Origin of the sequence: Alkalinema sp. FACHB-956, from assembly GCF_014697025.1 — a bacterium.
In the GTDB taxonomy this organism is placed as follows: domain Bacteria; phylum Cyanobacteriota; class Cyanobacteriia; order Leptolyngbyales; family Leptolyngbyaceae; genus Alkalinema.
Map to the genome: position 1 here is coordinate 514517 of NZ_JACJRC010000001.1, position 23860 is coordinate 538376.

Genomic DNA, 23860 nt, shown 5'->3' on the forward strand with positions numbered 1-23860 from the left:
AAAAGAGTGATCATAAATCTATATATTTAGTTAATCAGGAGTACAACAATGACAACCCCAATCAACACACCCACCGCTTACGACGAAATCATTGACTTTCTTGCCGCAGGCATCACACCTAAAGAACTAATTGAATTTCAGCCCTCTGAAGTCGCAAAAGAACGAGTCAGCGATCTAATTTTTCGCGAAAAAAATGCTGGACTGACCTTAGACGAAAAAGCAGAGCTTGAACAATACATGACCCTCGAACACCTGCTCCGTCTCGCCAAAGCCCGCGCCCACCAACATCTCAACCCCGCATAGGCAATGGAAAGACCTTACATTTCCCAAGAAATACGTCAACTTGTGATCAATCGAGCCGATCGCCTCTGTGAATATTGCCTAATTCATTCTGATGATACTGTTTTGGGCTGTTCGATCGACCACATCATCAGCCTCAAACATAACGGCCCCAACGAAGCAAATAACCTCGCCTACGCTTGCATCTTCTGTAACCGTTATAAAGGCAGTGATATTGGCTCGATTATCTGGGAAACTCAGGAATTCATCAGGTTTTATAATCCCCGTCGAGACCAGTGGAGCGAGCATTTTCGGTTAGAACAAAGTACAATCATGCCCGTGAGTTCGATCGGTGAAGTCACCGTAAGGATTTTGGGGTTTAACGATCGTAATCGCCTCATGGAACGGCAAATCCTCATCGACCAAGGACGTTATCCGCATCCGTTAGCCCAGAAAAGAATGGGTCTGTAAACCGATCGTTTCCCTCAAAGCTCTCGGAGCAGTAGAGGACGAAGAATGAAGAATTCAATATTGAAAAAAGAGCGATCATAAATCTATCATTCAACATCAAATTAACATCCACTCACACAACTACAGATCTTTTACAACGCATTACCCACAACCCAGATATCTGCCACGGTAACCCCTGCATTCGTGGCCTTCGCTACCCAGTCGAAATGATTCTAGAACACCTTAGTGCAAGTATGACCTCTGAAGAAATCCTTGCCGACTACGAAGACCTCGATGCCGAAGACATTTCTTGCGAAACTTAACCTACACTTGCTGTAAACCCAACCCCTGGACCTTTAGCGTAGGATGGATATTGGGTTTCATCTTGGAGAACTGCCGTGTCGAATCTGCCATCCGCCCCCTCACCCACCGTCAGCCCCCAGCCCCTCCCCGCCTTACAGCAAACCTGGGACAACCGCCAGTTCTACAGCAGCAGCGCCGATCCGCAGATTGCCGCCACCGTCGAGCAACTCCAAAGCGCGATCGCCCAGCTCGCCGAACAATGCACTCCCTTCAGCCTGCACATCGCCACTGCTGCAACCGTGGCCCCGGAGCAGTTCGACACTCTCCTGCAACAAGTCAAAACCGTGCACCAACGGCGGACAGAACTGCGCAACCAACTGAGTAATACCCACACCTTCATCTCCTCCATCCTCAGCGTTGATGCCCAAGACGCCCGCGCCCGTGAATGGAAACCCACCCTCCAACAACTCTCCGCCGAATTTAGCCAAGCCACAAAGCCCCTGGAAGTGTTTCTCCTGCGGGTCAACGACGCCTTCATCCAAGAACTGATTCGCGATCCGCTGCTGGAAGAACTCAGCTTTTCTCTGCAACACGATCGCCAACTGCAAGACCAACTGCTCAGCCTGGAGGAAGAACAACTGGTGACAGGGCTAGCGGTCAATGGCTTGCATAGCTGGGGCAACCTGTACACCGAACTGGCGGGTAACTTGCAATGTCAGGTGAATGGCGAAGCGATCGGCCTTGCGAAGGCGTTTAACCTGCAAAGTTCACCCGATCGTGACCTGCGATCGGCGGCATGGCACGGCACCCAAGCCGCCTGGGAGAGCCAATCGGGCACCGTCGCCGCCATCCTCAACGCGATCAACGGCTGGCGCTTACAGGAGAGCAAACAGCGCGGCAAAATTCGGCCTCTGCATTACCTGGATAAAAGCTGCCACCAAAGCTGCATCGATCGCGCCACCCTGGATGCGCTGATGGACACCACCTACCAACGGCGATCGATCGGCCAGCGTGCGCTTAAGGCTATGGGTCAGGTGCTGCAAGTGGACGCGATGCAACCGTGGGATTTATTTGCCCCGGCACCCGCCCCCGGAGAAACGACCTCGATTCCCTTTGAAGGGGCGATCGACCTGATTGCCCATGCCTTCCGCCAACTCACCCCGGCCATGGGCGACTTTGCCGTGATGATGGCCGAAAAAGGCTGGATTGATGCCAAGCCGACGCCCCACCGTGCAACGGGAGCCTACTGCACTAGATTTGCCGAACCGCGCCAGCCGCGTATCTTCATGACCTTCGACGGCAGCATGACCAATGTGCTGACCCTCGCCCACGAACTGGGCCATGCATGGCACAACTGGGTCATGCGCGATCTGCCGCCCTACAAAACCTACTACTCTATGACGCTGGCTGAAACCGCGAGCATTTTTGCTGAAACCCTGGTGCGGGATGCCCTCCTAGCCCAAGCGAGTACGACGGCAGAAAAGTTAGCGATCGCCTGGGAAGATGGCACCGCCGCCGCGACCTTTTTGCTGAATATTCCCGCCCGCTTCACCTTTGAGCAAGCGTTGGTGGAACGGCGCAAACAGGGATTTGTGATTGCCGATACGCTGAAAACGATGATGCGCGACAGTTGGCAGCATTGGTACGAAGACAGCTTGGCCAGCTATGACGAGCTATTTTGGGCCAGTAAGCTGCATTTCTCCATGTCCGGCTTGGGCTTTTACAACTATCCCTATCTGTTTGGTTATTTATTTAGCCTCGGCATCTACGCCCAAAAAGAACGCTACGGCGAAACGTTTAATCAGCTCTATACCAACCTCCTACGGGATACGGGCAGCATGACTGCTGAAGCGGTGGTGCAAACTCACCTGAACCAAGACATCCGCCAACCGGAGTTTTGGCAGGCCAGCTTGGATATCGTCGATCGCAGTATCAGCCGATTAGAAGCGTTGGCTCACTAGATGCATGTCGTTCTAGGCCAATTTCATTCTAGGAAAATGCGATAGGGTTGGGCATGGATTTCGATCAGGCAGAGTTTGATATTCGTTGTGAATGGGGAGCGCATGGCGTTGCCCAATTAGCCCCGATCAGCGATGTGGTGATCATTGTTGATATTTTGTCCTTTTCAACTTGTATTGAAATTGCGACCCATCAAGGTGCGATCGTGTTTCCCTATGGGTGGAAGGATGACTCTGCCCAGGCATTTGCTCGGACGATCGGGGCAGAATTGGCGACCAAACGCAGCCATTCGGGATATTCTCTCTCGCCGACCGCGTTGCAAACCATCCCCGCCGGAACCCGGTTGGTTCTGCCTTCGGCGAACGGTTCGCCCCTCAGTTTGGCAGCACAACCGAGCCCGACCTTGGCGGGATGCTTTCGGAATTGCCAAGCGATCGCCCAGGCTGCCATGACCTATGGAAGTCGGATTGCTGTGATTCCTGCTGGGGAGCGCTGGCCCGATGGGAGTCTGCGTCCGTCCTTAGAAGATTGGCTGGGGGCTGGGGCCATTATCAGCTATTTACAGGGCCAATTATCGCCGGAAGCCCAAGCTGCAATGCTGGCCTATCAAGGCGTCCAACCAAACCTGAAGGCACTGATCCAGCGATGTAGTTCTGGTAAGGAATTAATTGTACGGGACTTTCCTCAGGATGTTGCTTTGTCTGCTGAACTGAACGTTAGCACGACGGTTCCCACGTTGATCGATCGAGCGTTTATCCATCGATCGTTTAGTGATGGTTCGTGGGTCTAGTCTCCCTTGCAATTTTTTATCAGTGCAGCCTGTCAGCGCAGTTTATCAGTGCAGCCTGTCAGTGCAGCCCTAACCTTTGCTTTGGAAGGGCAGTTCGATCGTGAATTGCGTGCCTTCGGGACTGGTTTCTAGTAGAACTCGCCCCCCGAGACGATTGACCAACCGTTGCACCAAGGCTAACCCCAGTCCTGTGCCGCCTTGTTTGCGGATATCCAGCTTGGGAATGCGGTGGAATTTATCAAAGATGCGGGGAATTTCTTCCCGAGGAATTTCCACACCTGCGTTAAACACTTGCAAATGCAGTCGGGGTTCTTCCTCGGAATCGTCCACCACCTGTTTGGCAGCAATCATAATGTGTTGGCCTGCGGGCGTATAGCGGTAGGCATTGCTTAAGAGTTCCACCACAATCCGCGAGAGGCTGATCTGATCACACATCAAGGGGGGCAAATCTGGTTCAATGTTGACTTCGCAACTGAGATCGTATTCTAGAAAACGTTTGAAGAATGGATTCACGACATAGGGCAACCATTCCTCCAAGTCGATGACCGAGATGAGGAGTGACAACGTATCGGTATCAAGTTGTTGTAAATCCAGGAGATCCTGAATCAGTTTTGCTTCCCGATCGCAGTCTTTCTGGAGAACTTCTAAATAGCGTCGAACTTTTTTAAAGGTTTCTGGTGAGAAACTTAAGCTTCCATCGGCTGCGACCTCATTGGGACTGAGTGAGAGGCTCAGCATTTGGATCGCCATTTTCATGTTGGCTAAGGGAATCCGCAATTCGTAGGACACTGTGCTGAGGAAATTATCTTGGAGTTGGGATAACCGTTTGAGTTCAACAGTCTGAGTTTGGATAATTTGATTTAAACGAATGCGACGAATGGCGATCGCGCATTCTGCGGCGACTTGTTCTAGCCAACTTTGTTCTTCTTCGGTGAATGGATACTGGGCCGCGCGATTGATCTTCAACTCACCGAGTTTGCCGGAGGCATCTAGAATCGGCATCATCAACCAGGCGGAACCCACCGCTGTTTGCCCTATCTGTGGCATTTCTTCTTCTCCGACTTGTACCCCTAGAGGAAAGTCCACTCGACTCACTTGACGGCGATCGTTTTGCGAGGACGCTGCTATGTAAGAGTACTGCGCGGTCACTAAGGTGCGATCGGTATTGCAGAGCACAATTTCGCAAGTCGTTAGCCCCAATCCATCTACACAGGCGAAGACGATCGTCTCACAAATTTTGAACTCGTCTAAACTGTCTCGCACACAGAATATGACTTGTCTGAGATCATTCTGCATTTAGCAAACTTTATCCTTTGATCACGCAGCTAAAACGAAGTCCTGTGGCTTTGACAACGATCTTAGGCTTGATAACAATTGACAACAATTTTTAAAAAAATTTTGCACCCTTGACACAATTCTTGTTCTTAAATTTAGTTTTTAAAATTATCTTTTGTATTGTAGAAAACCACAATCCTCTAGAGAAGTAATTAGATCAACAATATAGTACACCTCGCATTGTAGCAACTTCCTATCGAGAAACCATAGAGCAGCACCACAAACATCGATAATTTTCAGCTAATTTTCAGCAATCAGGCTTACAGAATTTTTCTCATGAATCTGAGTCATGGGATTCTAGGCGATTCCCGATCGAACACCCACGATCCCCGATCGAACACCCGCCTGCTGGAACAGGGCAATCCAGCGGCTAGGGTAAACCATGCAAACAAGCCTACCGAAAAGGTTGGTGAAGTAAAAGTTTGCAGGCCAAAGGTTTGCAGGTCAAGAGTTGATGGACTAAGAGTTAATGAACCGAGAGTTGATGGGCCAAGAGTTAATGAGTCAAGTTAATAAGCCAAGACCGTTGTGAACTGGCAACCTGGCAGCTAGAACTCTGCTTGGCGTACTGCGAACTGAACTTGGGGCATCCAAGGATCTTCGACAATCCCCACGCCTTTAAAGGACCAACGCTCCAGTAAGGCGGATAATTGGTGGTTCAGCATGGATTCTACGGCAACTGTGCTGCCCAACTCTGGTGCAAAGCGATTGACGTAGCTCAATGCATCCGCATGTTGATTGAATAGCAGTACATAGCCATGCTCGGGCGATCGGGCCGTTCCTTCTGCCGCCTTGGGGTAAGCGGCTAAGTATTGACCATCCCGTCGAGAGCGCATCACATACCAGATTCGATCGGACATGCATTACCTCAAATTAGTTAGGTAGAGGGGTGGCTAAGTGGGTCGCTGGGTCAAGGTGCAAGCAAGGTGCAACTGGTTGTGTCGATGGAAGGGACCCGCAAGATTGTTGAAGCTGTTTTTATTGTGAGGCCAAGGCCCAGAGTTCGCCCGAATCTTTTACATCCATTCACGATTACTTCAATTCGCGGGTACTTCGATTCACGGTTGCTTCGATTCACGGTCGCTTCGATTCACGGTTGCTTCAGATTCATGACAATGGACAAAAAAAGATTGATGGAAATCATCAATCCTCTTTGGATGCTTGTGTTGAATGCTTTTAAACGTAGCGGTTGGTGGTTCGTGACCTCAACATTCCTGGGTGTCTAGTTCATGGGGTCTCTAGTTCATGGGGTCTCTAGTTCATATCGGAGAGTTGAATCCGAGGATCGACAAACTTCAACAGCAAATCTGCTAGCAAATTGCCCAGAATCAGCATGACGGAACCCATCATCAAGCTGGCGAGGACTAAGTATAAATCCTGGGCTTGCACTGCTTGTAACGTTAGTCGTCCCAATCCTGGCCAATTGAAGAAGTTTTCTGTAATAAAGGCTCCACCCAGCAGACTCGCAAATTCAAACCCCAGCAGTGTGATCAACGGGTTGACGGCATTGCGCAGTGCATGGACATAGATTACTTTATTTTCAGGTAAACCTTTGGCCCGTGCGGTTTGAATATAATCCTGACGCAGCACATCCAGCATTTCTCCCCGCGTAATGCGTTGCAATCCAGCGAAACTGGTAATACTGAGGGCGATCGTGGGTAAGATCATGTGCCATGCAATGTCGATGATCTTTCCTAACTGTGTGAGATCGTCATGGTCAATGCTGGTCATATCACCCACTGGAAACAGGGGGGAAGTGTTTTGGGCAAACACCAGCAGCAAGAGTCCGGCAATCAGACTGGGCAAGCCTTGGCCAATGTAGCTGAGGACACGCAGCACCCGATCGATCCATTTTTGTTGGTAGACTGCGCCGACAATGCCCATGGGAATGGCGATCGCCCAGGTGACGACAAGGGAGCTAATGGCGAGGAGTAAGGTGGCCTGTACCCGTTCCCACAGGAGTGAAATGACCGATCGGTTATAGACGAAACTGGTGCCGAAGTCACCTTTGCTAATAATCTGCCATAACCAGAGCCAATACTGTTGATCCCAGGGTTTGTCTAAGCCGAACTGCCGTTTGTATTCTTCCAAACGTTCTGGCGAGATGCGTGGATTTTCCCGCAGGGCGTCGAGGTAGTCGCCCGGTGCAAGTTGAATAATCAAAAAGCACAGCATGGAAGCCAGCAGCAACGTCAGGGCCGCTTGCAGTAACCGTTTGATGATGTATATGGCGGTATCACTGGTCAGTGCATCCGCCGTGGCCCGCAGGAAGCGATCGAAGGAGGGTGTAGAAGCAGACATGGATTTGCAGACTCTGGGACGAACGTTTCGGAGACGAACTTTTCGGAAGTGAGTGGGGAGTTAAACGGGAACCACGATCGGGGATCTGCCCGCAGCGTTTGCCAGTTAGCGTTTGCCAGTTGTGTTGGCTAGTTAGCGCTTGCAAGTCAGCGATTCCTAACTAGCCAACAGCTAGCCAACGGTTGGACAGGCCCGATCGTCTTGCCCTTCAGTCTAGTACTCAATCAGCGAGACGATCGGAACGTCGGGTAAGTTCTTGCGACCATTCAAAAAGGTCAGTTCCGCGAGGAAGGCAAACCCGACTAACTCCCCCCCGCTCTGCTCGACCAGTTGGGCCGTGGCGGCGGCGGTGCCCCCTGTGGCAATGACATCATCCACAATCAAGACCTTGGAACCGGGGGTAATGGCGTCTTGGTGCATTTCCAGGCGATCGGTGCCATATTCCAACTCGTACTCGACGGAATACACCGCAGAGGGGAGTTTGCCCGGTTTGCGGACGGGGATAAAGCCCGTGCCCAAGTGCACGGCGAGGGGCGTGCCAAAGAGGAATCCCCGAGATTCCATGCCGACGATGTACTCCGGTGCGAAGGGAGAGCATTTCTCTGCGAGGGTGTTAATGGTGTACTGCCAGCCTTTGGGATCGCGGAGCAGGGTGGTGATGTCGCGGAAGAGGATTCCCGGCTTGGGGTAATCAGGAATATCGCGAATCAGGGCTTTAATATCCATGGAATTAGGCAATGAGTTGGAGAATAACAGGTCGGAAAATCAACGATCGGCCCAACGGTACAGAGGAAGCCTGTACCTGCACCATTGTGAACCATATCTTTGAACCATATTGAAGATACCCGAAGGCGTCGCTGGAGGAAGTGGCTGTTCCTAGCGATGATGTCTAGCAATTTACCGCTAGCAGTCATGCTTAACAATTATGCCTAGCCATCCTGCTTAACAATTATGCCTAGCGTCGCCGGACAAAGCCGCCTGCAATACCCCGCTGGGGATCCCGCAGGTACACATCGTCAGGAATTTCGTAGGCGCAGGGCAATGGGGCCGCCCAACACATATCCTTATTTTTATCTGGCCCGTCTACAATATCGCCACTCTTGGGGGCGAAGTAGATGATGCCGTTAGTCTGCTGCACGACGATTTGGGAGTCGTTTCTGATTTGCGGGGGGAGGAGAATTTGCCAACCGGCGGCGTTTCTGAGACCGATCGCGGTGACAACGGCGGCGATGAAGAGCACGATCGCAGTAGGGGGTTGGTGGCTCCAGGAAAGGGCTGGGGGCCAAAAGCGACCGGGCCAACGGTGGAGCCAGACGGCGCTGATGAGGGCCAGCAGTACCAGGATGTAGGGCACGCTAAACCGGAAAAAGGGGGATGTGGCCATGATGAAGCCGATGCCGACGACGCCTAGGGCGCTAACCCACAGTTCCGATCGCACGCTTTTGGTATCGGTGTGTTTCCAGAGGTAGACGGTGCCGACGAGGGCGAGGAGGATGGCGATCGCGGTGATTTGTTCTTTTGGGGAGGAGATGAACCAGTTCCACATGGCCCAGAGCCAGGGATGAACGCCGCTGGGGGGTGGGCCGTACCAGGTTGTCCAGCCGTGGGTGCCTTGGGCGACTTGGGTAATTTTTTGGGCAGTGGGTGACCAGGGGAGGTCTAGGCAGAGGGCGGAGGAGGGATAGAGGGGACAACCGGAGGTGACGATGCTGGCGGAGACCAGGGGCAGGAGGACGGCGACCATGGTGGCAAGGCCGACGAGCCGATCGCCCCAGCGGAAGGGCCGTTGCCAGAGGTAAAAGGCTAGACCGATCGCGAGGACGGGGAGGGCGGTGAGTTTCATGGTCACGGTGCCCGCAGCCAAGACGAGCGCAATTAGGCGAGAGTCGGCGGGGCGAGAGTCGGCGGGGCGAGAGTCGGCGGGGCGAGAGTCGGCGGGGTCAGCGGGGGGGCGATCGTCCCAGGGATCCAGGAGGCTGGGGGTGGGGGTCGGCTCGGGGGTGGCAGTTTGTAGGATGGCCCAGGCGACGGTGCCGATGAAGAAGAGCATCATGCCGTCGGGGGAGGGGGAGATGGTGATGGATTTGAGGGGGCTGGTGAAGAGGGCGATGGGGAGGGCAGCCAGGAGATAGAGGGCGATGAAGTGGTCGGCGAGGCTGGCGCGTCGTTGCCAGAGGCGGGGCCAGACGAGGCTGGCATGGCAGAGTGATAGCCAGAGGATGAAGCCATTGGTGACGGCGCTGACTTGGGCGTTGAGGGCGGCGGGGTTGAGGGGGGCACCGAGGGCGAACCAGGCGGAGGTGAAGGCGAGGTTGTTAAATAGGAGGGCGATGCCGGGGACGGATCCGTATTGACCGAGCCATTGCAGGACGCTGTAGTGGTAGTAGCCGGTGTCGTGCCAGAGGACTTGGCCGTTGGTGGAGATCGCGGCGATCGCGGCGAGGCCAAGGAGGAGCCCACCGTGGGGGCGGAGGTGTTGCCACAGGTGCCGCAGGTGCGATCGGGGTTGGGGGCGGAGGAGGCTGACGCTACACCAAAGTCCGGCGATGGCGAGGCCGACCCAGGGGGTGAGGGGGAGCACCAGGGAGGTGGCGAGGAGGGTGGCGCTGAGGAGGACGATGCCGAGCCAGGTGGCCACGATCGCGCGATCGCCTTCTTTGGGAAAGGCTGGAATGTTGAGGTCTGTGAGTAGTCCAATGCCGATCGTGCAGGAGACGATCGCTAGCAGGAACCAGGTCACGATGAAGTAGAGCATCTGGGTCACCTCTCCAAGGTTACGAGCGTTCTCAATGCATCCCCTAACAAAATTTAGCTTTTAAGTGGGAGGCTGGGTCGGTTGGGGGCTGATCTTTACTGAAATATATGAGGAGCTTAATAATTTCCGATCGATTTTTTAAGAAGGGAGGGGTGAGAGGGAGGTTTGTTTGGAGTTGTGTTTTATGTTTGGAAGGTATTCGATCGTACCTAGTTTTTAACGTACAGCGATTTAGTTATTCCAGTAGTTATTCATGTATTGTTTGATTTTTGATTTCAATATTTATTTTAGGCATCGATCGTGTGTTAGATCTGCATAACACCTCGACAGATCTCCTTAAATCCTGCCATCCCCTACAGAGAGGCTACGCCAAGGTATTGAGAGGCTACGCCAAGCAAACGGGGACTTGGAGAAAGTTTCTTGTCTCTCCTAGGTTTTCTAGCCCAGCGGCATGTAGTGCGGGGGAGGTGGGAAATCAGATTTATAGCTTAGATTTGCAGCTCAGATTTGCAGCATTGATCAATTGCTTTGGTATGAGGCATGAGGCATTTTGAGTTTGCCGTTTGCTTCGATCGCAACAGCCATCGTGAAGCTCATCTCATCAGCTATTTTGAGACTCATTTCAAGACTCACTTTGAGTCTCACTCGAGACGCTGTTCGCGGTTATTCTTATTTGAGACTCAAGATGAGTCTTAATAGAGTCTTTTATGAGAAAGTGAGATTTGCGGGTGTGATGTTGTTGGCTGGTGTTTACTTGTAGTTTCTGGAGAGGATGTACTTGATTGTTCTGGTTGATTATTCGATCGAGTTTTAGTAATCAAAATTTTGATTGTTCAGGTATTTTGAAAAATGTTGTGATGCTTGCTGGATTTAGGTTTAGGCTTTGGGGATTTCCCGTCGCGAATCGAGGGTGATGGCGTGGTTGGCGGGAATTTTGGAATGGGTGGAATGGGGAGGGGGTGAATGGGGTTCGGTCGGGTGAATTTGGATGCCGTCGGGGGTGTTGGTGGAGGGGGAGGAATTTTTGGCACAAGCAATTTCTAGCAAGGGAGATTGCTAGGGAGATTGGGAAGGACGATCGAGGGGGCTCGCTTGAAATGGGCTCTCGATCGTCGGATCTAGTCGGGGCTAATTGTCTCGTTGGAGAATGTCTAGCGTTGTAGTTGGATTGACCTAGTGTTGTTCTTGGGTCGTTTTAGGCTGTTTTAACTTTTAGGCTGTTTTAGCACTGTGCTTGGGTAAAACAGTTAGGCGCTGGGTCGGTGGGTTGGTCGGGATTGAGGAGCGGTAGCCGGAGGGCGTTGTTGAGATTGAGAGGGCTGCTGAGGAGGTGTACCCAGTTGCCTTGGATGAGGAGGAAATAGCGCTGTTGGACGGTGGTTAGTTTGATGATGATGCCTTGGCGGGTTTTCCAGACTTCTGGAGGAAGTTGCCAGGTTCCGGTGGGGAGGATTTGGCGGGTGGGGCTAGTTTCGCCCAGGCTGTGGGTAAGGGTGACGATCGTGTTGTGTTGGTCATTGTCGAGGTAAAGATTTTGTCCGAGGTTAAGTGTACAAAAATAGGCCATGAAGGTGATTCCTCAAGGCTGTGACAGGCTATCATTGTCGGGTCGATCGGGCTTGATGCTCAGGTTTTTAAGAATCCTGTTAGGTTTTGTGGGATTTGATTGAGGGGTTTGTTATGGTGGGTCGAGGCTCTTTTTTTCCTTTGATGGTTGGAATTTTGCTGGGTGGGTTCGTTGGAATGGGGGCAGAGGCAGGACAGGCAGCTACCCCCTCGGGCCAGGGAAAGGCGACTTCTGCAAAAACTACTCAGGTACGGTTGAAAACGCCGACGAAAAAGTCTGTTCCAAGGAAAAAGCCCAGCCAAAAGTCGCCCAGTTCATCTCAGCAGACGGGGAAGAAATCTGGAGTGGGGGCGCGTAATGCTCTGTTTCAAGGGATGTGTGGGCAGCGGGGTAAGTTATCAGCAGAGAGTCGTCACACGATGGATGTGCTGCTGCGGGTGGCGGGGACGACTCAGTGCGATCGGGCGGCTCAGGGCTTAGCGAAGCAGAAGGTGTTGGACCTATCGGGAACGGGCATTCGGGATCTGCGGCCTGTGGGTACGCTGACGACGCTGGAAACATTGGTTTTGAGTCGGAATCCGATCGCAAATTGGTCGCCGCTGGCTGGTTTGGTGAATCTGAAGACGTTGGTGATTCGGGACAGTGCGGTCAAGGAGTTAGGGGCAATCGATCGCTTGCCGAAGCTGACGAGTTTGACGTTGGATGGGGTGGGGCTGACGGATATCACGCCGTTAGCGCGGTTGCAGGGTTTGCGATCGCTATCGTTACAGAATAATCAAATTCAGGATATTTCGGCTTTAGCAGCGTTGAAGGATTTGACTTCGTTAGCGTTGCAGGGGAATCGGGTGCGGGATTTGTCGCCGTTGACACTGATGACCTATTTGCGAGAATTGCGGCTGGATGGCAACCTAGTGGAGAATGTGCGTCCGCTGGCTGGATTGATTGGACTGGAAGTATTGACGTTGAATAATACGTTGCTGACGGAGGCGGGAGCGAAGGATTTGTTGCCGTTGGTGGGGTTGAAGCGGTTGGAGTTATTGGGGATACCGATGAAGCAGAACCCTTGTCCAACGTTACGATCGGGGGCTGTTTGTGCTTACCATCAGTTGCCTGCTGCATCAGGGAATTAAACAATCCAGGAACTAGACAACTAGCCTACGATCGAGCTATTCCGGGAGATTTTCGGGGTCGATGCCCTGCGATCGTAGATAGGCTTCGAGGCGCGATCGGGCTTGTTGTTCTTGTTCTTTGGCTAGTCGTTCCGTTTCAGCTTCAGTCAGTAACCAATTGCCTTGGGCATCACACCAGCGTAACCATTCCTGGGGAATGCCACGAAAAATCCCAGTCCACAGTCCCAGTCCTAGCTTAATTTCAGGTATCCAAATCAGCGGATTTTGAGGCGCGATCGCTTGTTCTTCGTACTGCCCATCAACTAATCGGAAATACCGTAATCGTCGATCGGTTTCGTTAAACACTAAATAATTAGGAATTTGCAGAATTTGCTCGTAGACGGTGAATTTGCTGGGTGGTTTGCCGGGTTGGGTCGGTGGTAGGGGTTTGGGTGCAAACGGCCCCAAGTCTTCTGCTTCGGTTCCGGGCGGCAGAAATTCGATCGCCATCACCGGATTGACTTGCTCGTCCCAGGTCACATAGCTAGAACGGGTGGTTTTCCCCTGATACAAACGGGGGACGCCGACAACGAGGAACCAATCGGGGCGCTTGTACCAGCCCGTATTGTTCGGGTCGTAGTACAGGTTTAGGTCGAAGGCGCAGAAAATGTCGCTGGCAGCGTAGTCTTGGAGACTTAGCGTTTCTGCCAGTAGCTGGGGTTGGATTCCATGAAATTCGTCGGGCAAACCGGGCTCCAGAGGGTCGTCGCTAGGAAGGTCATGCATGGTCGGTAAGGTATCCATGCAAGGCAGCGAGGTGGTAGCGATGGGTTGGTTCATGGGCGAACGGCTCCTGGGCTGCAATACCGCGATTCTAGCATTGGGGGCTATTCAGGGAGATTGTTGGGATCAATGCCTTGAGAACGGAGATAGGCTTCGAGCCGTGCTCGGGCTTGTTGTTCCTGTTCTTTCGCCTGTCGCTCTTGTTCTTTCGCCTGCCGTTCCTGTTGTTCACGGAGTTCTGCTTGTTCTTTGGCTAGTCGTTCCTGTTCTTTGGCTAGCCGTTCCCGTTCTTTGGCTAGTCGTTCTATTTCAGCTTCAGTCAGTAACCAATTGCCTTGGGCATCACACCAGCGTAGCCATTCCTGGGGAATGCCACGAAAAATCCCAGTCCACAGTCCCAGTCCTAGCTTAATTTCAGGTATCCAAATCAGCGGATTTTGAGGCGCGATCGCTTGTTCGGCATAACGTCCATCAACTAATCGGAAATACCGTAATCGTCGATCGGTTTCGTTAAACACCAAGTAATTAGGAATTTGCAGAATTTGCTCGTAAACCGCAAACTTACTGGGTGGTTTACCGGGTTGGGTCGGTGGTAGGGGTTTGGGTGCAAACGGCCCCAGGTCTTCTGCTTCGGTTCCGGGCGACAGAAATTCGATCGCCATCACCGGATTGACTTGCTCGTCCCAGGTGACGTAACTGGAGCGGGTGGTTTTGCCTCGATATAAGCGCGGTACACCCACGACTAAAAACCAATCGGGGCGCTTGTACCAGCCCATATTGTTCGGGTCGTAGTAGAGGTTTAGGTCGAAGGCGCAGAAAATCTCGCTGGCAGCGTAGTCTTGAAGACTTAGCGTTTCTGCCAGTAGTTGGGGTTGGATTCCATGAAATTCGTCGGGCAAACCGGGCTCCAGAGGGTCGTCGCTAGGAAGGTCATGCATGGTCGGTAAAGAACCCATACAAGGCAGCGGGGTAGGGGTGATGGGTTGGTTCATGGGCGAACGGCTCCTAGGCTGCAATACCGCGATTCTAGCATTAGGCAAAATCCCCCGCGATCGGGTGGCTGGAACGTACCAGTAGCCTAATCACGGGGGATTCAGAAAGTTTCAGTAATAGGCGCGATAATGGGCGCGATCGGTCTTTAGGGGAGGTCAGTACTGCCCATGAGGTAGCGATCGCATTCGCGGGCAGCCCCTCGACCTTCGTTGAAGGCCCAGACGACTAGGCTTTGGCCCCGGCGGCAGTCACCTGCGGCGAAGACTCCGGGGATGCTGGTGGTGTATTGACCGTAGTCGGCTTTGACGTTGCTGCGGCCATCCCGTTCTAACCCCAGCGCATCCAGGAGCGGTTGCTCGGGGCCGAGGAAGCCCATGGCTAGCAGAACGAGTTGGGCGGGTAGCACTTTTTCGGTGCCGGGAATGGGTTTGGGAATGAATTGGCCTTGGTCGTTCTTCGTCCATTCCACTTGAACCGTGTGGACGGCTTTGACTTGGCCGTTGTCATCTCCTTCAAAGTGGGTGGCGGTGGTGGTGTAGACCCGAGGATCGTCGCCGTAAACAGCCGCCGCTTCTTCTTGGCCGTAGTCCATTTTGTAGACCTTGGGCCATTCCGGCCAGGGATTGTTAGCAGCCCGCTCCGATGGAGGTTTGGGCATGATTTCTAGCTGCACGAGGCTGTTGCATCCTTGGCGTAGCGAGGTGCCGACGCAGTCGGTTCCGGTGTCACCGCCACCGATAATGACGACATCTTTGCCAGCGGCGGAAATGTAATCGTTACCCGGTTGGCCATCGAGAAGGGCTTGGGTGTTGGCGGTGAGGAATTCCATTGCAAAGTGGATACCCTGCAACTCACGGCCTGGAATCGGCAGATCGCGGGGCTTGGTGGCTCCGGTGCAGAGGATGGTGGCATCAAATTCGCTCAGGAGGTTTTCGGCGGGGAAGTCTTTGCCGACTTCGGTATTGCAGATGAATTTGACGCCTTCGGCTTCCAGAATATTCAGCCGACGCAGCACAACCTGTTCCTTATCCAGCTTCATGTTGGGGATGCCATACATGAGCAAGCCACCGGGCCGATCGGCGCGTTCAAAGACCGTCACTTCATGACCCGCCAGGTTGAGTTGGGCGGCAGCACAGAGTCCGGCGGGGCCAGACCCAATGACGGCCACCCGTTTTCCGGTGCGTTTGCTGGGGGGATGGGGGGTAATCCAGCCCTCTTCCCAACCCTTTTCGGCGATGGAAAATTCAATGTTTTTGATCGTCACCGGGGGGTTGTTGAGGCCGAGGACACAGGAGCCTTCGCAGGGGGCGGGACAGACGCGGCCCGTGAACTCGGGGAAGTTGTTGGTTTTGTGCAGGCGATCGAGGGCTTCTTGCCAGAGACCGCGATAGACCAGGTCATTCCATTCGGGAATTAGGTTGTTAATCGGGCAGCCGCTGGCCATGCCGCTGATGATGGTGCCCGTGTGGCAGAAGGGGATGCCGCAGTCCATACAGCGGGCACCCTGGGTGCGGAGGTTTTCCTCGGGCATTTCGAGGTGGAACTCATCCCAGTTGCGGAGACGATCGATCGGGGCAACTTCTGCGGGAATTTCGCGGAGGAATTCAATAAAGCCGGTTGGTTTTCCCATGGTTGATGTTTCGTAGATCGGTAAGGGCGGAGGGGAAAAGAGAGGGGCGAGATCGGGCTAACATGCCGCTTAACTGGCGCTTAACTGCCACCAATGCGGGCCACATCGCGGGCGTTGGCTTCGAAGGCAGCGGCGAGGGCTTCGTCCCCGGTGAGTCCATCGGCCATGGCAGCGGCGATCGCTTGCAGGACGCGCTTGTAGTCCTTGGGCATGACTTTGATGAATTTGGGCAGGTTGTCCGACCAGTGGGCTAAAACCTCAGCGGCTTTTTGGCTCTGGGTGTAGTGGACATGGCGCTGGAGCATCTGCTGGAGGTCGTTGATTTCCTCCGGATCTTCCAGTTGTTCCAAGCCGACCATTTGGGTGTTGCAGCGGGTGGCAAAGTCCCCGGCTTCGTCCAGGATGTAGGCCACCCCACCACTCATCCCGGCGGCGAAGTTGCGTCCGGTACTGCCCAGGATGACGACCTTGCCGCCCGTCATGTATTCGCAGCCATGGTCGCCGACGGCTTCCACCACGGCATTGACCCCGGAATTCCGGACACAGAAGCGCTCGCCTGCCATGCCGCAAATGTAGGCTTCACCGCTGGTGGCTCCGTAGAAGGCCACATTCCCCGTAATGATGTTCTCAGCGGGCACAAAGCTAGAGCCAGCGGGGGGATAGAGGATGATTTTGCCACCGCTCAGTCCTTTGCCGAGGTAGTCGTTGGCATCCCCTTCCAGTTCTAGGGTGACGCCCTTGGGCACGAAGGCTCCGAAGCTCTGCCCCGCGCTGCCTTGGAAGTGCAGATGAACGGTGTCTTCCGGGAGACCTTCCCAGTGGCGTTTGGTGATTTCGTGGCCGAGGATGGTCCCGACAACGCGGTTGGTGTTTTTGATGGGCAGGGTGGCTTTGACGGGTTTGCCCTCCTCGATCGCGGGTTTGCACAGATCCAGCAGGACAGTGAGATCCAGGCATTTGGCGAGGCCGTGATCCTGGGGAATTTGGCAGTAGCGACCCACGTCTTCGCCGACCTGGGGCTGATAGAGGATCTTGGAGAAGTCCAGTCCCTTGGCTTTCCAATGGTCGATCGCCTGTTTAGGCTCCAGGACATCGGTGCGCCCGATCATTTCGTTAAGGCTGCGGAAGCCGAGTTGGGCCATGAGTTCCCGCACTTCCTGGGCGACGAAGCGCATGAAATTAACGGTATGGGCCGGATCGCCGGTGAAATGCTGCCGCAGTTGGGGGTCTTGGGTGGCGACGCCGACGGGGCAGGTGTTGAGGTGGCAAACCCGCATCATGATGCAGCCGAGGGTGACCAGGGGCGCAGTGGCAAAGCCAAATTCCTCAGCACCCAGTAGCGCCGCAATCACGACATCCCGCCCGGTTTTCATTTGGCCGTCGGTTTCCACAACGATGCGCGATCGCAGGTTGTTGAGCACCAGGGTTTGGTGGGTTTCGGCCAAGCCCAATTCCCAGGGCAACCCGGCGTGTTTGATCGAGGTTTGGGGGGAGGCTCCGGTGCCACCGTCGTAGCCGGAGATGAGGACGACATCGGCGTGGGCCTTGGAGACGCCAGCGGCGATCGTGCCGACGCCCACTTCGGAGACGAGTTTGACGCTGATGCGGGCTTCCCGGTTGGCATTTTTCAAATCATGGATCAGTTCCGCCAAATCTTCGATCGAGTAGATGTCGTGGTGGGGCGGGGGAGAAATGAGGCCGACGCCGGGGGTGGAGTGGCGCACCTTGGCAATCCAGGGATAGACCTTTTTGCCGGGAAGCTGGCCGCCTTCACCGGGCTTGGCTCCCTGGGCCATTTTGATTTGGATTTCCCGAGCCTGGGAGAGGTAGAGGCTGGTGACGCCAAAGCGACCGGAGGCCACTTGTTTGATGGCGCTGTTCTTGGAATCGCCCTGCTCGTTCGTCCAAGTGTAGCGATCGGGATCTTCGCCGCCTTCCCCGGTGTTGGATTTGCCGCCGATGCGATTCATGGCGATCGCTAGGGCTTCGTGGGCTTCCTTGGAGATGGAGCCGTAGCTCATGGCCCCGGTTTTGAAGCGCTGCATGATGGCTTCGATCTGTTCCACTTCCTCCAGGGGCACGGGCGGGCGGGGTTTGAATTGCAGTAGGCCGCGCAGGGTGAAGAACTTCTGGTTCTGCTCGTTGACCAGGGCCGCGTACTGCTTAAACAGGTCATAATTGCCTTCCCGCACGGCCTTTTGCAGGGTGTGGATCGTCTGGGGACTGAACAGATGGGCTTCCCCATCTTTGCGCCACTGGTATTCGCCGCCGACATCCAGGGTGGGGGCGTTGGCGGGGCGATCGGGGAAGGCGTTGTGATGGCGCAGGAGGGCTTCTTCGGTGAGAACCTCAATGCCAACCCCTTCAATGCGGGAGGCTGTCCAAGTGAAGTAGCGATCGATGACGGCTTGGTTAAGGCCGATCGCTTCAAAGATTTGCGCCCCGCGATAGCTTTGGATGGTGGAAATGCCAATTTTGGAGGCGACTTTGATGACGCCCTTGGTGGCCGCTTTGATGTAGTTCTTGCAGGCGGTGGCGTAGTCCACGTTCACCAGCAAGCCTTCATTGATGAGCTCTTGAATCGTTTCAAAGGCCAGGTAGGGGTTGATACCGCCGCAACCGTAGCCAATCAGCAGGGCGTAGTGGTGCACTTCGCGGGGTTCCCCGGACTCCAGGACGATGCCGACGCGGGTGCGGGTGCCCTGGCGAATCAGGTGGTGGTGTAGTCCAGCGACGGCGAGGAGGGCGGGAATGGGTGCTTGGCTGGCGCTGATGTCCCGATCGCTCAAAATCAGGATATTCACCCCCTCGGCGATCGCGGCATCGGCCTGGGCAAAGATTTGATTGAGGACAGCTTCTAGGCCCGCTGTGCCCTGGGTGGGATCGAAGAGGATCGGCAGGGTGAGGGACTTGAAATTGTCGTTGGAGAGGTGTTTGAGCTTAGCTAGTTCAATGTCGCTCAGAATCGGCGTTTTGAGCTTGATCAGGTTGCAGCTTTCCGGCTCGGGTTTGAGCAGGTTGCGTTCGGAGCCGATCGTGGTTTCAGCGGAGGTGATAATTTCTTCCCGGATGGAGTCGATCGGGGGATTGGTCACCTGGGCGAACAGTTGCTGGAAGTAGTCGTAGAGCAGTTTGGGCTGGTCGGACAGCACCGACAGCGGGGTATCCGATCCCATTGCGCCTACGGCTTCCACGCCATCACGGGCCATGGGAACCAGCAGCATCCGTACCTGTTCAAAGGTGTAGCCAAAGGCCATTTGCCGTTGGGTTAACGGTAGTGTTTCTGCTAAGGATGGCTGGGCGGGTTCTGGTTGCGTTGTGAGATCCACTAAATACTGATTTAACCATTCCCGGTAGGGCTGGGCATTGACGATTTCGTTTTTGATTTCTTCATCGGCAATGATGCGGCCTTGGTTCATGTCTACGAGGAACATGCGACCGGGTTGTAGACGGCCTTTGTGGGCGACGCGCTCCGGCTCGATCGGGAGAACGCCTGCCTCCGATGCCATGATGACGAGGTCGTCTTTGGTGACGTAGTAGCGGGAGGGGCGCAGACCGTTGCGATCGAGGACGGCTCCCATGACGCTGCCATCGGTAAAGGCGATCGAGGCGGGGCCATCCCAGGGCTCCATCAAGCAGGCGTGGTATTCGTAAAAGGCTTTCTTGGCGTCGTCCATGGACTCGTGGGCGGCCCAGGGTTCCGGAATCATCATCATGACGGCGTGGGGCAGGGATCGACCAGACAGCACCATCAGTTCAAGGGCATTGTCGAAGATGAGGGAGTCGCTGCCGTCGATGTTGATGACGGGGTGGGCTTTTTGCAGATCGTTGCCGAAGTGCTCTGAGGCAAAGAGGGATTGGCGGGCGTGCATCCAGTTGATGTTGCCGCGCAGGGTGTTGATTTCGCCATTGTGGGCGATGTAGCGGTAGGGGTGCGATCGCTCCCAACTGGGGAAGGTGTTGGTGCTGAAGCGGGAGTGGACGAGACCCAGGGCGCTGGTGAAGTCGGGATCGTGGAGGTCGGGGTAGTAGCTGCCGACTTGATCCGGCAGGAGCATCCCTTTGTAGACGAGGGTGCGGCAGGAGAGGCTGGCGGGATACCAGCAGGGGTCGATGCCGGTGGCGCGAATGGCGTTGTGGGCACGTTTGCGGATGATGTAGAGTTTGCGCTCGAAGGCGAGTTCGTCGGCTAGATCGGCGGCCCGCTGGATGAACACCTGCTGCATGAAGGGTTCGCTGGCCTTGGCGGTGTCTCCGAGGGCACTGTTGTCGGTGGGGACATCGCGCCAGCCGAGGACGGTTTGGCCTTCTTCTTGAACGATTTGTTCAAAGGCTTGGCGTCCGGCGGCCCGTTGGACGGGATCGGGGGAGCCATAGATCATGCCGACGCCGTACTGACCGGGGTCAGGTAGGGCGATCTGGGTGGCGCTGGCGACTTTGTGCAGGAAGGTATGGGGGATCTGGGTGAGGATGCCTGCACCGTCGCCGGTGTTGATTTCGGCACCGCACGCGCCGCGATGCTCCAGGTTTACCAGAATGGTCAATGCCTGTTGGACGATGTCGTGCGATCGCTGGCCTTTCATATGCACGACGAACCCAACGCCGCAGGCATCGTGTTCAAATTGGGGATCGTAGAGTCCTTGTTTGCGTAGGATGGAATGATTCATTATTGATGCCCTAGCGGATAAAAATTAGGGTCATCTAGAGGCAGGGAACTCTTAACTCTAGGTAACCTGGGTTTGCTAATCTGGATTTTCTAATAAAGACGGCTTGGAGTGTCAAGTTTTAAGAAAGTTCTCAGATCTGTTATGTGATCCAACAAGTTTTATTTCGAACCTGTGGGGTTCAAAAATGCTGAATGATTTGGGGAGATTTTAGGGGGGATTTGGGGAGATTTTGGGGAGGACGGGATGGGCTGCTGGGGATAGGCCAAGCGCTGGAAATGCTTTAATTTAGCGCGATCGGGAAGATATTTCTGTAGGTAATTTTTCATTTTTTAGCTGTTTTTTGAGGAGAAAAGGCGATCGGTTGGGGTGTTTTTGGGGGGTGTCAAACCTGCGATCGATTTTTCTCTATAGCGAATCAATTAAGGTGGGGTTGCTTGATGCGACCTGCAATTATCAAGAAATGCTGAATTAGGGGACTTTGAGTTAGGAAATTTTGGCGAAAGGGCGTTGAAAATTGCCAACAATTGAGGTGCAGAGGTGGATGGTGTGGAGCGATACAATCGAGCGATCGGGTCGGAGATCGGACGGTTAATTTGAGAAGAATTTGTGGTCTACGGTTGACAGATTTCTGGTCTTGTTAGTAGGGTGGTTCTTCAAGGCGGTGCCATGGACATCCTTCTTTGAGGAAATGGGTTGGCATGAAGCATGGGGCCGCTGGGATCCTGAAAATTTAGGGCACTACCCTTTGTTGTTGCACCAACTCAGGGTAGCTATTCCCCCGCGCTGTGCAAGCAGCAAGGAGGCTTGATGAGGATTTTAGCATCTGACCGAGCCACTCTTGTTTGTGATGTCAAACGGGGTGGCTCTAAATTTTTGGGCTTTCTTCCAATGCACAACAGGAGAAGCTCAGTTATGGCGAAAGGTTCTAGCGATCGGGGCGATCGTTCGGTTAAACGTGAGTGTCAACGCTTACAGATTCACTTAATTGGTCACAAGGAGTTCGTGCAGGATACGATTAATCAATTCCATGCGCATCGGATTGCGGACAGGATTCATTGGAGTCAGCCAGTGAAGATTGTGCATTCTGATGGGCAATACATCAGCATCTTGAGTCGCGAACGTCAGCGGTAATGGTTGTAAGCGATCGTGAGTTTTTTGCAGCTCGCGATCGCTCAGTACAATGATGAGGATGTACGGATTGTAGTTCAAACGCTTCCCCATTGGGAAAACCCTACGTTACTATTGGAGCTAGAAGCCATCATTCTGAGAGCTACTGAACCCCCCTACAATGTTCAAATTCCTATGGAGAGGTAGTCATGCAAGCGAAACTTGAAGAGCGATTATCTCCCGCTGATGCTGAAGTGATTTTGGGGCGTTTACCGGAACGGATACGGACTGCTCTAATAATCCGTGCGGCAGAAATTGAATATCCCATCGAAGCTGTGGTGGAGATGGCGATCGCGAGTTTTTTGGATGAGGATGCCTTGGGTTTTGTGGATTGCAAACCCGATCGAGGACAGTAATCTTAAAAGCTGAAAGCAGCGATTCAGGCCGAGGGAAACGATTGGAGATAGAAGCAACGATGGAGTTGTATCAGGAGGTTGCCTTGACTCGCGATTTCCCAGAGTATGGCTTGAGAGCTGGAGATGTCGCGACGCTGGTTGATTTTATTCCTCATCCCAGTGGTGGTGAAGAGGGTTGTGTCTTGGAAATTTTTAACGCGATCGGTGAGTCTTTAGCAGTGATTGCTGTTCCCCTCTCCGGAGTAGAAAGTTTGCGTTCAGATGAAATTTTAACGGTTCGCTCTTTAGCCAAGGCCAGTTGAGGTGAGGTAGAGAATGTCGATCGGAGGAAGTGATATCACATAACCCCATGGGGCCGGTCGATCGTGTGAAGTCTCTTCGTTTTCAGTCTAAGATTGTGTCAAGGTCAAGAACAGAATGCCAATATCTTAAATTGTGAACTACAGAAACTACATTACGATCGAACCCGATAAACGCGGTGGGAAGCCTTGTGTACGTGGCTTGCGTATTACGGTTTATGAAGTGCTTGAGTATCTAGCTTCCGAGATGACTGAAGCAGAAATTCTCGATGATTTTCCTGATCTAACCCGGGAAGATTTAAAAGCCTGCATTGCTTATGCGGCCGATCGTGAACGGCGATTTATGACCGCTCCATTATCCGCATGATGTTACTTTTTGACGAAAATTTATCACCCCAGCTGTCACACTACATTGGGGTTCCCCATTACTTGACAGGGGTCTTTCTGGTAACTACGATGTAATTACACTCTTGCTATTTCGGGTATCTGGGTATGGGCACCGTTATCAAGACTCGCATCGTTAAAATTGGTAACTCCCAAGGTGTTCGGATTCCTAAACTCCTTTTGGAGCAAAGTGGTATTCAGGAAGAAGTTGAGATTGAAGTGCAGGGTAATTGTTTGACGATTCGCACGGCACAACCTCGGCGTGCCGGATGGGATGAAGCTTTTACGGCAATGGCTACGAATCAGGATGATGTCCTGTTGGATGAGGTTAGTCCTACTGATTGGGATCAGGCAGAATGGGAATGGTAGTGAAGCGTTTCGATGTTTTTCTGGTCAACTTAGATCCTACGGTTGGTCGTGAAATTCAGAAAACGCGACCCTGTGTTGTGATCTCGCCGAATGAGATGAACCGTTCTATTGCGACGGTGATCATTGCTCCCATGACTACCCAAGGAAATTCCTACCCCACTCGGATTCCTTGCCAGTTTCAAGGCAAGCGTGGGCAAATTGTTGTGGATCAGATCCGCACAGTCGATAAAAATCGTTTGGTCAAAAAGTTGGGTTGCATCAGCCAAGATGAGCAAAAAATGTTGCTTGCTACCCTGGCTGAGATGTTTGCTGAATAGGTGTCTGACCAAGCTGATAGGAGAAACGGTTGCATAAGTGATCGATC

The 23860-nt window shown here is 53.5% G+C and carries 24 protein-coding genes and 1 pseudogene; 14 read left to right on the forward strand and 11 right to left on the reverse strand.

The annotated features are described in order from the left end of the window. Nucleotides 1–48: 48 nt before the first annotated feature. From H6G21_RS02075 to H6G21_RS02095, 5 genes are all read left to right on the forward strand, one after another. Nucleotides 49–303 carry a hypothetical protein gene (locus H6G21_RS02075; protein WP_190569959.1) on the forward strand — a complete coding sequence of 85 codons (255 nt, stop codon included), beginning with the start codon at nt 49–51 and terminating at the stop codon, nt 301–303. 3 nt (nt 304–306) lie between these two features. Next, nucleotides 307–750, forward strand: coding sequence for an HNH endonuclease signature motif containing protein (locus H6G21_RS02080; RefSeq protein WP_190569961.1), 444 nt, complete (start codon nt 307–309; stop codon nt 748–750). Nucleotides 751–845: 95 nt separating this feature from the next. Then, nucleotides 846–1052 carry a DUF433 domain-containing protein gene (locus H6G21_RS25565; RefSeq protein WP_190570488.1) on the forward strand — a complete coding sequence of 69 codons (207 nt, stop codon included), beginning with the start codon at nt 846–848 and terminating at the stop codon, nt 1050–1052. A gap of 75 nt (nt 1053–1127) precedes the next feature. After that, nucleotides 1128–2993 (forward strand): M3 family oligoendopeptidase, encoded by a 1866-nt coding sequence (locus H6G21_RS02090; RefSeq protein ID WP_347277962.1) that lies wholly within the window; start codon nt 1128–1130, stop codon nt 2991–2993. Nucleotides 2994–3046: 53 nt separating this feature from the next. Next, entirely contained in the window at nt 3047–3781 is a 735-nt protein-coding gene (locus H6G21_RS02095; RefSeq protein WP_190569963.1) for a 2-phosphosulfolactate phosphatase, read from the forward strand. Between the two features lie 69 nt (nt 3782–3850). Here the strand turns inward: H6G21_RS02095 and H6G21_RS02100 are convergent, their stop codons facing one another. From H6G21_RS02100 to H6G21_RS02130, 7 genes are all read right to left on the reverse strand, one after another. Continuing rightward, nucleotides 3851–5077 (reverse strand): GAF domain-containing sensor histidine kinase, encoded by a 1227-nt coding sequence (locus H6G21_RS02100; protein WP_190569965.1) that lies wholly within the window; start codon nt 5075–5077, stop codon nt 3851–3853. 587 nt (nt 5078–5664) lie between these two features. Next, entirely contained in the window at nt 5665–5976 is a 312-nt protein-coding gene (locus tag H6G21_RS02105; protein ID WP_190569967.1) for a hypothetical protein, read from the reverse strand. A gap of 394 nt (nt 5977–6370) precedes the next feature. Continuing rightward, nucleotides 6371–7417: an ABC transporter permease gene (locus H6G21_RS02110; protein WP_190569969.1), complete on the reverse strand. Its 1047-nt coding sequence runs from the start codon at nt 7415–7417 to the stop codon at nt 6371–6373. Between the two features lie 213 nt (nt 7418–7630). After that, the gene (locus tag H6G21_RS02115; RefSeq protein WP_190569971.1) at nt 7631–8143 is read right to left on the reverse strand and encodes an adenine phosphoribosyltransferase; all 513 of its coding nucleotides are present in this window, start codon (nt 8141–8143) and stop codon (nt 7631–7633) included. Between the two features lie 229 nt (nt 8144–8372). Continuing rightward, on the reverse strand, nt 8373–10172 hold the full coding sequence (locus tag H6G21_RS02120) for a hypothetical protein (protein WP_190569973.1): 1800 nt from the start codon (nt 10170–10172) through the stop codon (nt 8373–8375). 876 nt (nt 10173–11048) lie between these two features. Then, nucleotides 11049–11219 carry a hypothetical protein gene (locus tag H6G21_RS02125; protein ID WP_190569975.1) on the reverse strand — a complete coding sequence of 57 codons (171 nt, stop codon included), beginning with the start codon at nt 11217–11219 and terminating at the stop codon, nt 11049–11051. A gap of 175 nt (nt 11220–11394) precedes the next feature. Continuing rightward, nucleotides 11395–11739, reverse strand: a complete 345-nt coding sequence (locus tag H6G21_RS02130; protein ID WP_190569977.1) for a hypothetical protein — start codon at nt 11737–11739, stop codon at nt 11395–11397. 113 nt (nt 11740–11852) lie between these two features. Between H6G21_RS02130 and H6G21_RS02135 the strand changes: the two genes are divergently transcribed. Then, complete coding sequence (locus H6G21_RS02135) at nt 11853–12869, forward strand: leucine-rich repeat domain-containing protein (RefSeq protein ID WP_190569979.1); 1017 nt, start codon at nt 11853–11855, stop codon at nt 12867–12869. A gap of 36 nt (nt 12870–12905) precedes the next feature. On the opposite strand, the gene H6G21_RS02140 is transcribed toward H6G21_RS02135, so the two are convergent. Together H6G21_RS02140 and H6G21_RS02145 are read right to left on the reverse strand one after the other, a co-directional pair. Then, complete coding sequence (locus H6G21_RS02140; RefSeq protein WP_199306962.1) at nt 12906–13688, reverse strand: Uma2 family endonuclease; 783 nt, start codon at nt 13686–13688, stop codon at nt 12906–12908. Between the two features lie 47 nt (nt 13689–13735). Next, entirely contained in the window at nt 13736–14569 is an 834-nt protein-coding gene (locus tag H6G21_RS02145; protein ID WP_242041587.1) for a Uma2 family endonuclease, read from the reverse strand. Between H6G21_RS02145 and H6G21_RS02150 the strand changes: the two genes are divergently transcribed. Then, nucleotides 14568–14708 (forward strand): hypothetical protein, encoded by a 141-nt coding sequence (locus H6G21_RS02150; protein ID WP_190570541.1) that lies wholly within the window; start codon nt 14568–14570, stop codon nt 14706–14708. The genes H6G21_RS02145 and H6G21_RS02150 overlap by 2 nt on opposite strands. Nucleotides 14709–14769: 61 nt before the next feature. Here the strand turns inward: H6G21_RS02150 and gltD are convergent, their stop codons facing one another. Both gltD and gltB read right to left on the reverse strand, forming a co-directional pair. Then, nucleotides 14770–16254 (reverse strand): glutamate synthase small subunit, encoded by a 1485-nt coding sequence (gene gltD, locus H6G21_RS02155; protein WP_190569983.1) that lies wholly within the window; start codon nt 16252–16254, stop codon nt 14770–14772. An 80-nt stretch (nt 16255–16334) separates the two neighbouring features. Further along, nucleotides 16335–20921 (reverse strand): glutamate synthase large subunit, encoded by a 4587-nt coding sequence (gltB, locus tag H6G21_RS02160; protein ID WP_199306963.1) that lies wholly within the window; start codon nt 20919–20921, stop codon nt 16335–16337. A gap of 912 nt (nt 20922–21833) precedes the next feature. Here gltB and H6G21_RS02165 point away from each other — a divergent pair. From H6G21_RS02165 to H6G21_RS02190, 7 genes and pseudogenes are all read left to right on the forward strand, one after another. Beyond that, complete coding sequence (locus tag H6G21_RS02165) at nt 21834–22052, forward strand: hypothetical protein (protein ID WP_190569985.1); 219 nt, start codon at nt 21834–21836, stop codon at nt 22050–22052. A gap of 18 nt (nt 22053–22070) precedes the next feature. Then, nucleotides 22071–22235, forward strand: a pseudogene (locus H6G21_RS26140) (GIY-YIG nuclease family protein); the annotation flags it as partial. 2 nt (nt 22236–22237) lie between these two features. Beyond that, nucleotides 22238–22444, forward strand: a complete 207-nt coding sequence (locus H6G21_RS02170; RefSeq protein ID WP_190569987.1) for a hypothetical protein — start codon at nt 22238–22240, stop codon at nt 22442–22444. A 59-nt stretch (nt 22445–22503) separates the two neighbouring features. Then, nucleotides 22504–22746 carry a DUF4926 domain-containing protein gene (locus H6G21_RS02175; RefSeq protein WP_190569989.1) on the forward strand — a complete coding sequence of 81 codons (243 nt, stop codon included), beginning with the start codon at nt 22504–22506 and terminating at the stop codon, nt 22744–22746. A 133-nt stretch (nt 22747–22879) separates the two neighbouring features. Next, on the forward strand, nt 22880–23110 hold the full coding sequence (locus H6G21_RS02180; RefSeq protein WP_190569992.1) for a DUF433 domain-containing protein: 231 nt from the start codon (nt 22880–22882) through the stop codon (nt 23108–23110). A 125-nt stretch (nt 23111–23235) separates the two neighbouring features. Beyond that, nucleotides 23236–23496 (forward strand): AbrB/MazE/SpoVT family DNA-binding domain-containing protein, encoded by a 261-nt coding sequence (locus tag H6G21_RS02185; RefSeq protein ID WP_190569994.1) that lies wholly within the window; start codon nt 23236–23238, stop codon nt 23494–23496. Continuing rightward, nucleotides 23484–23813 carry a type II toxin-antitoxin system PemK/MazF family toxin gene (locus H6G21_RS02190; RefSeq protein WP_190569996.1) on the forward strand — a complete coding sequence of 110 codons (330 nt, stop codon included), beginning with the start codon at nt 23484–23486 and terminating at the stop codon, nt 23811–23813. The genes H6G21_RS02185 and H6G21_RS02190 overlap by 13 nt, the downstream gene beginning before the upstream one ends. Nucleotides 23814–23860: the final 47 nt, after the last annotated feature.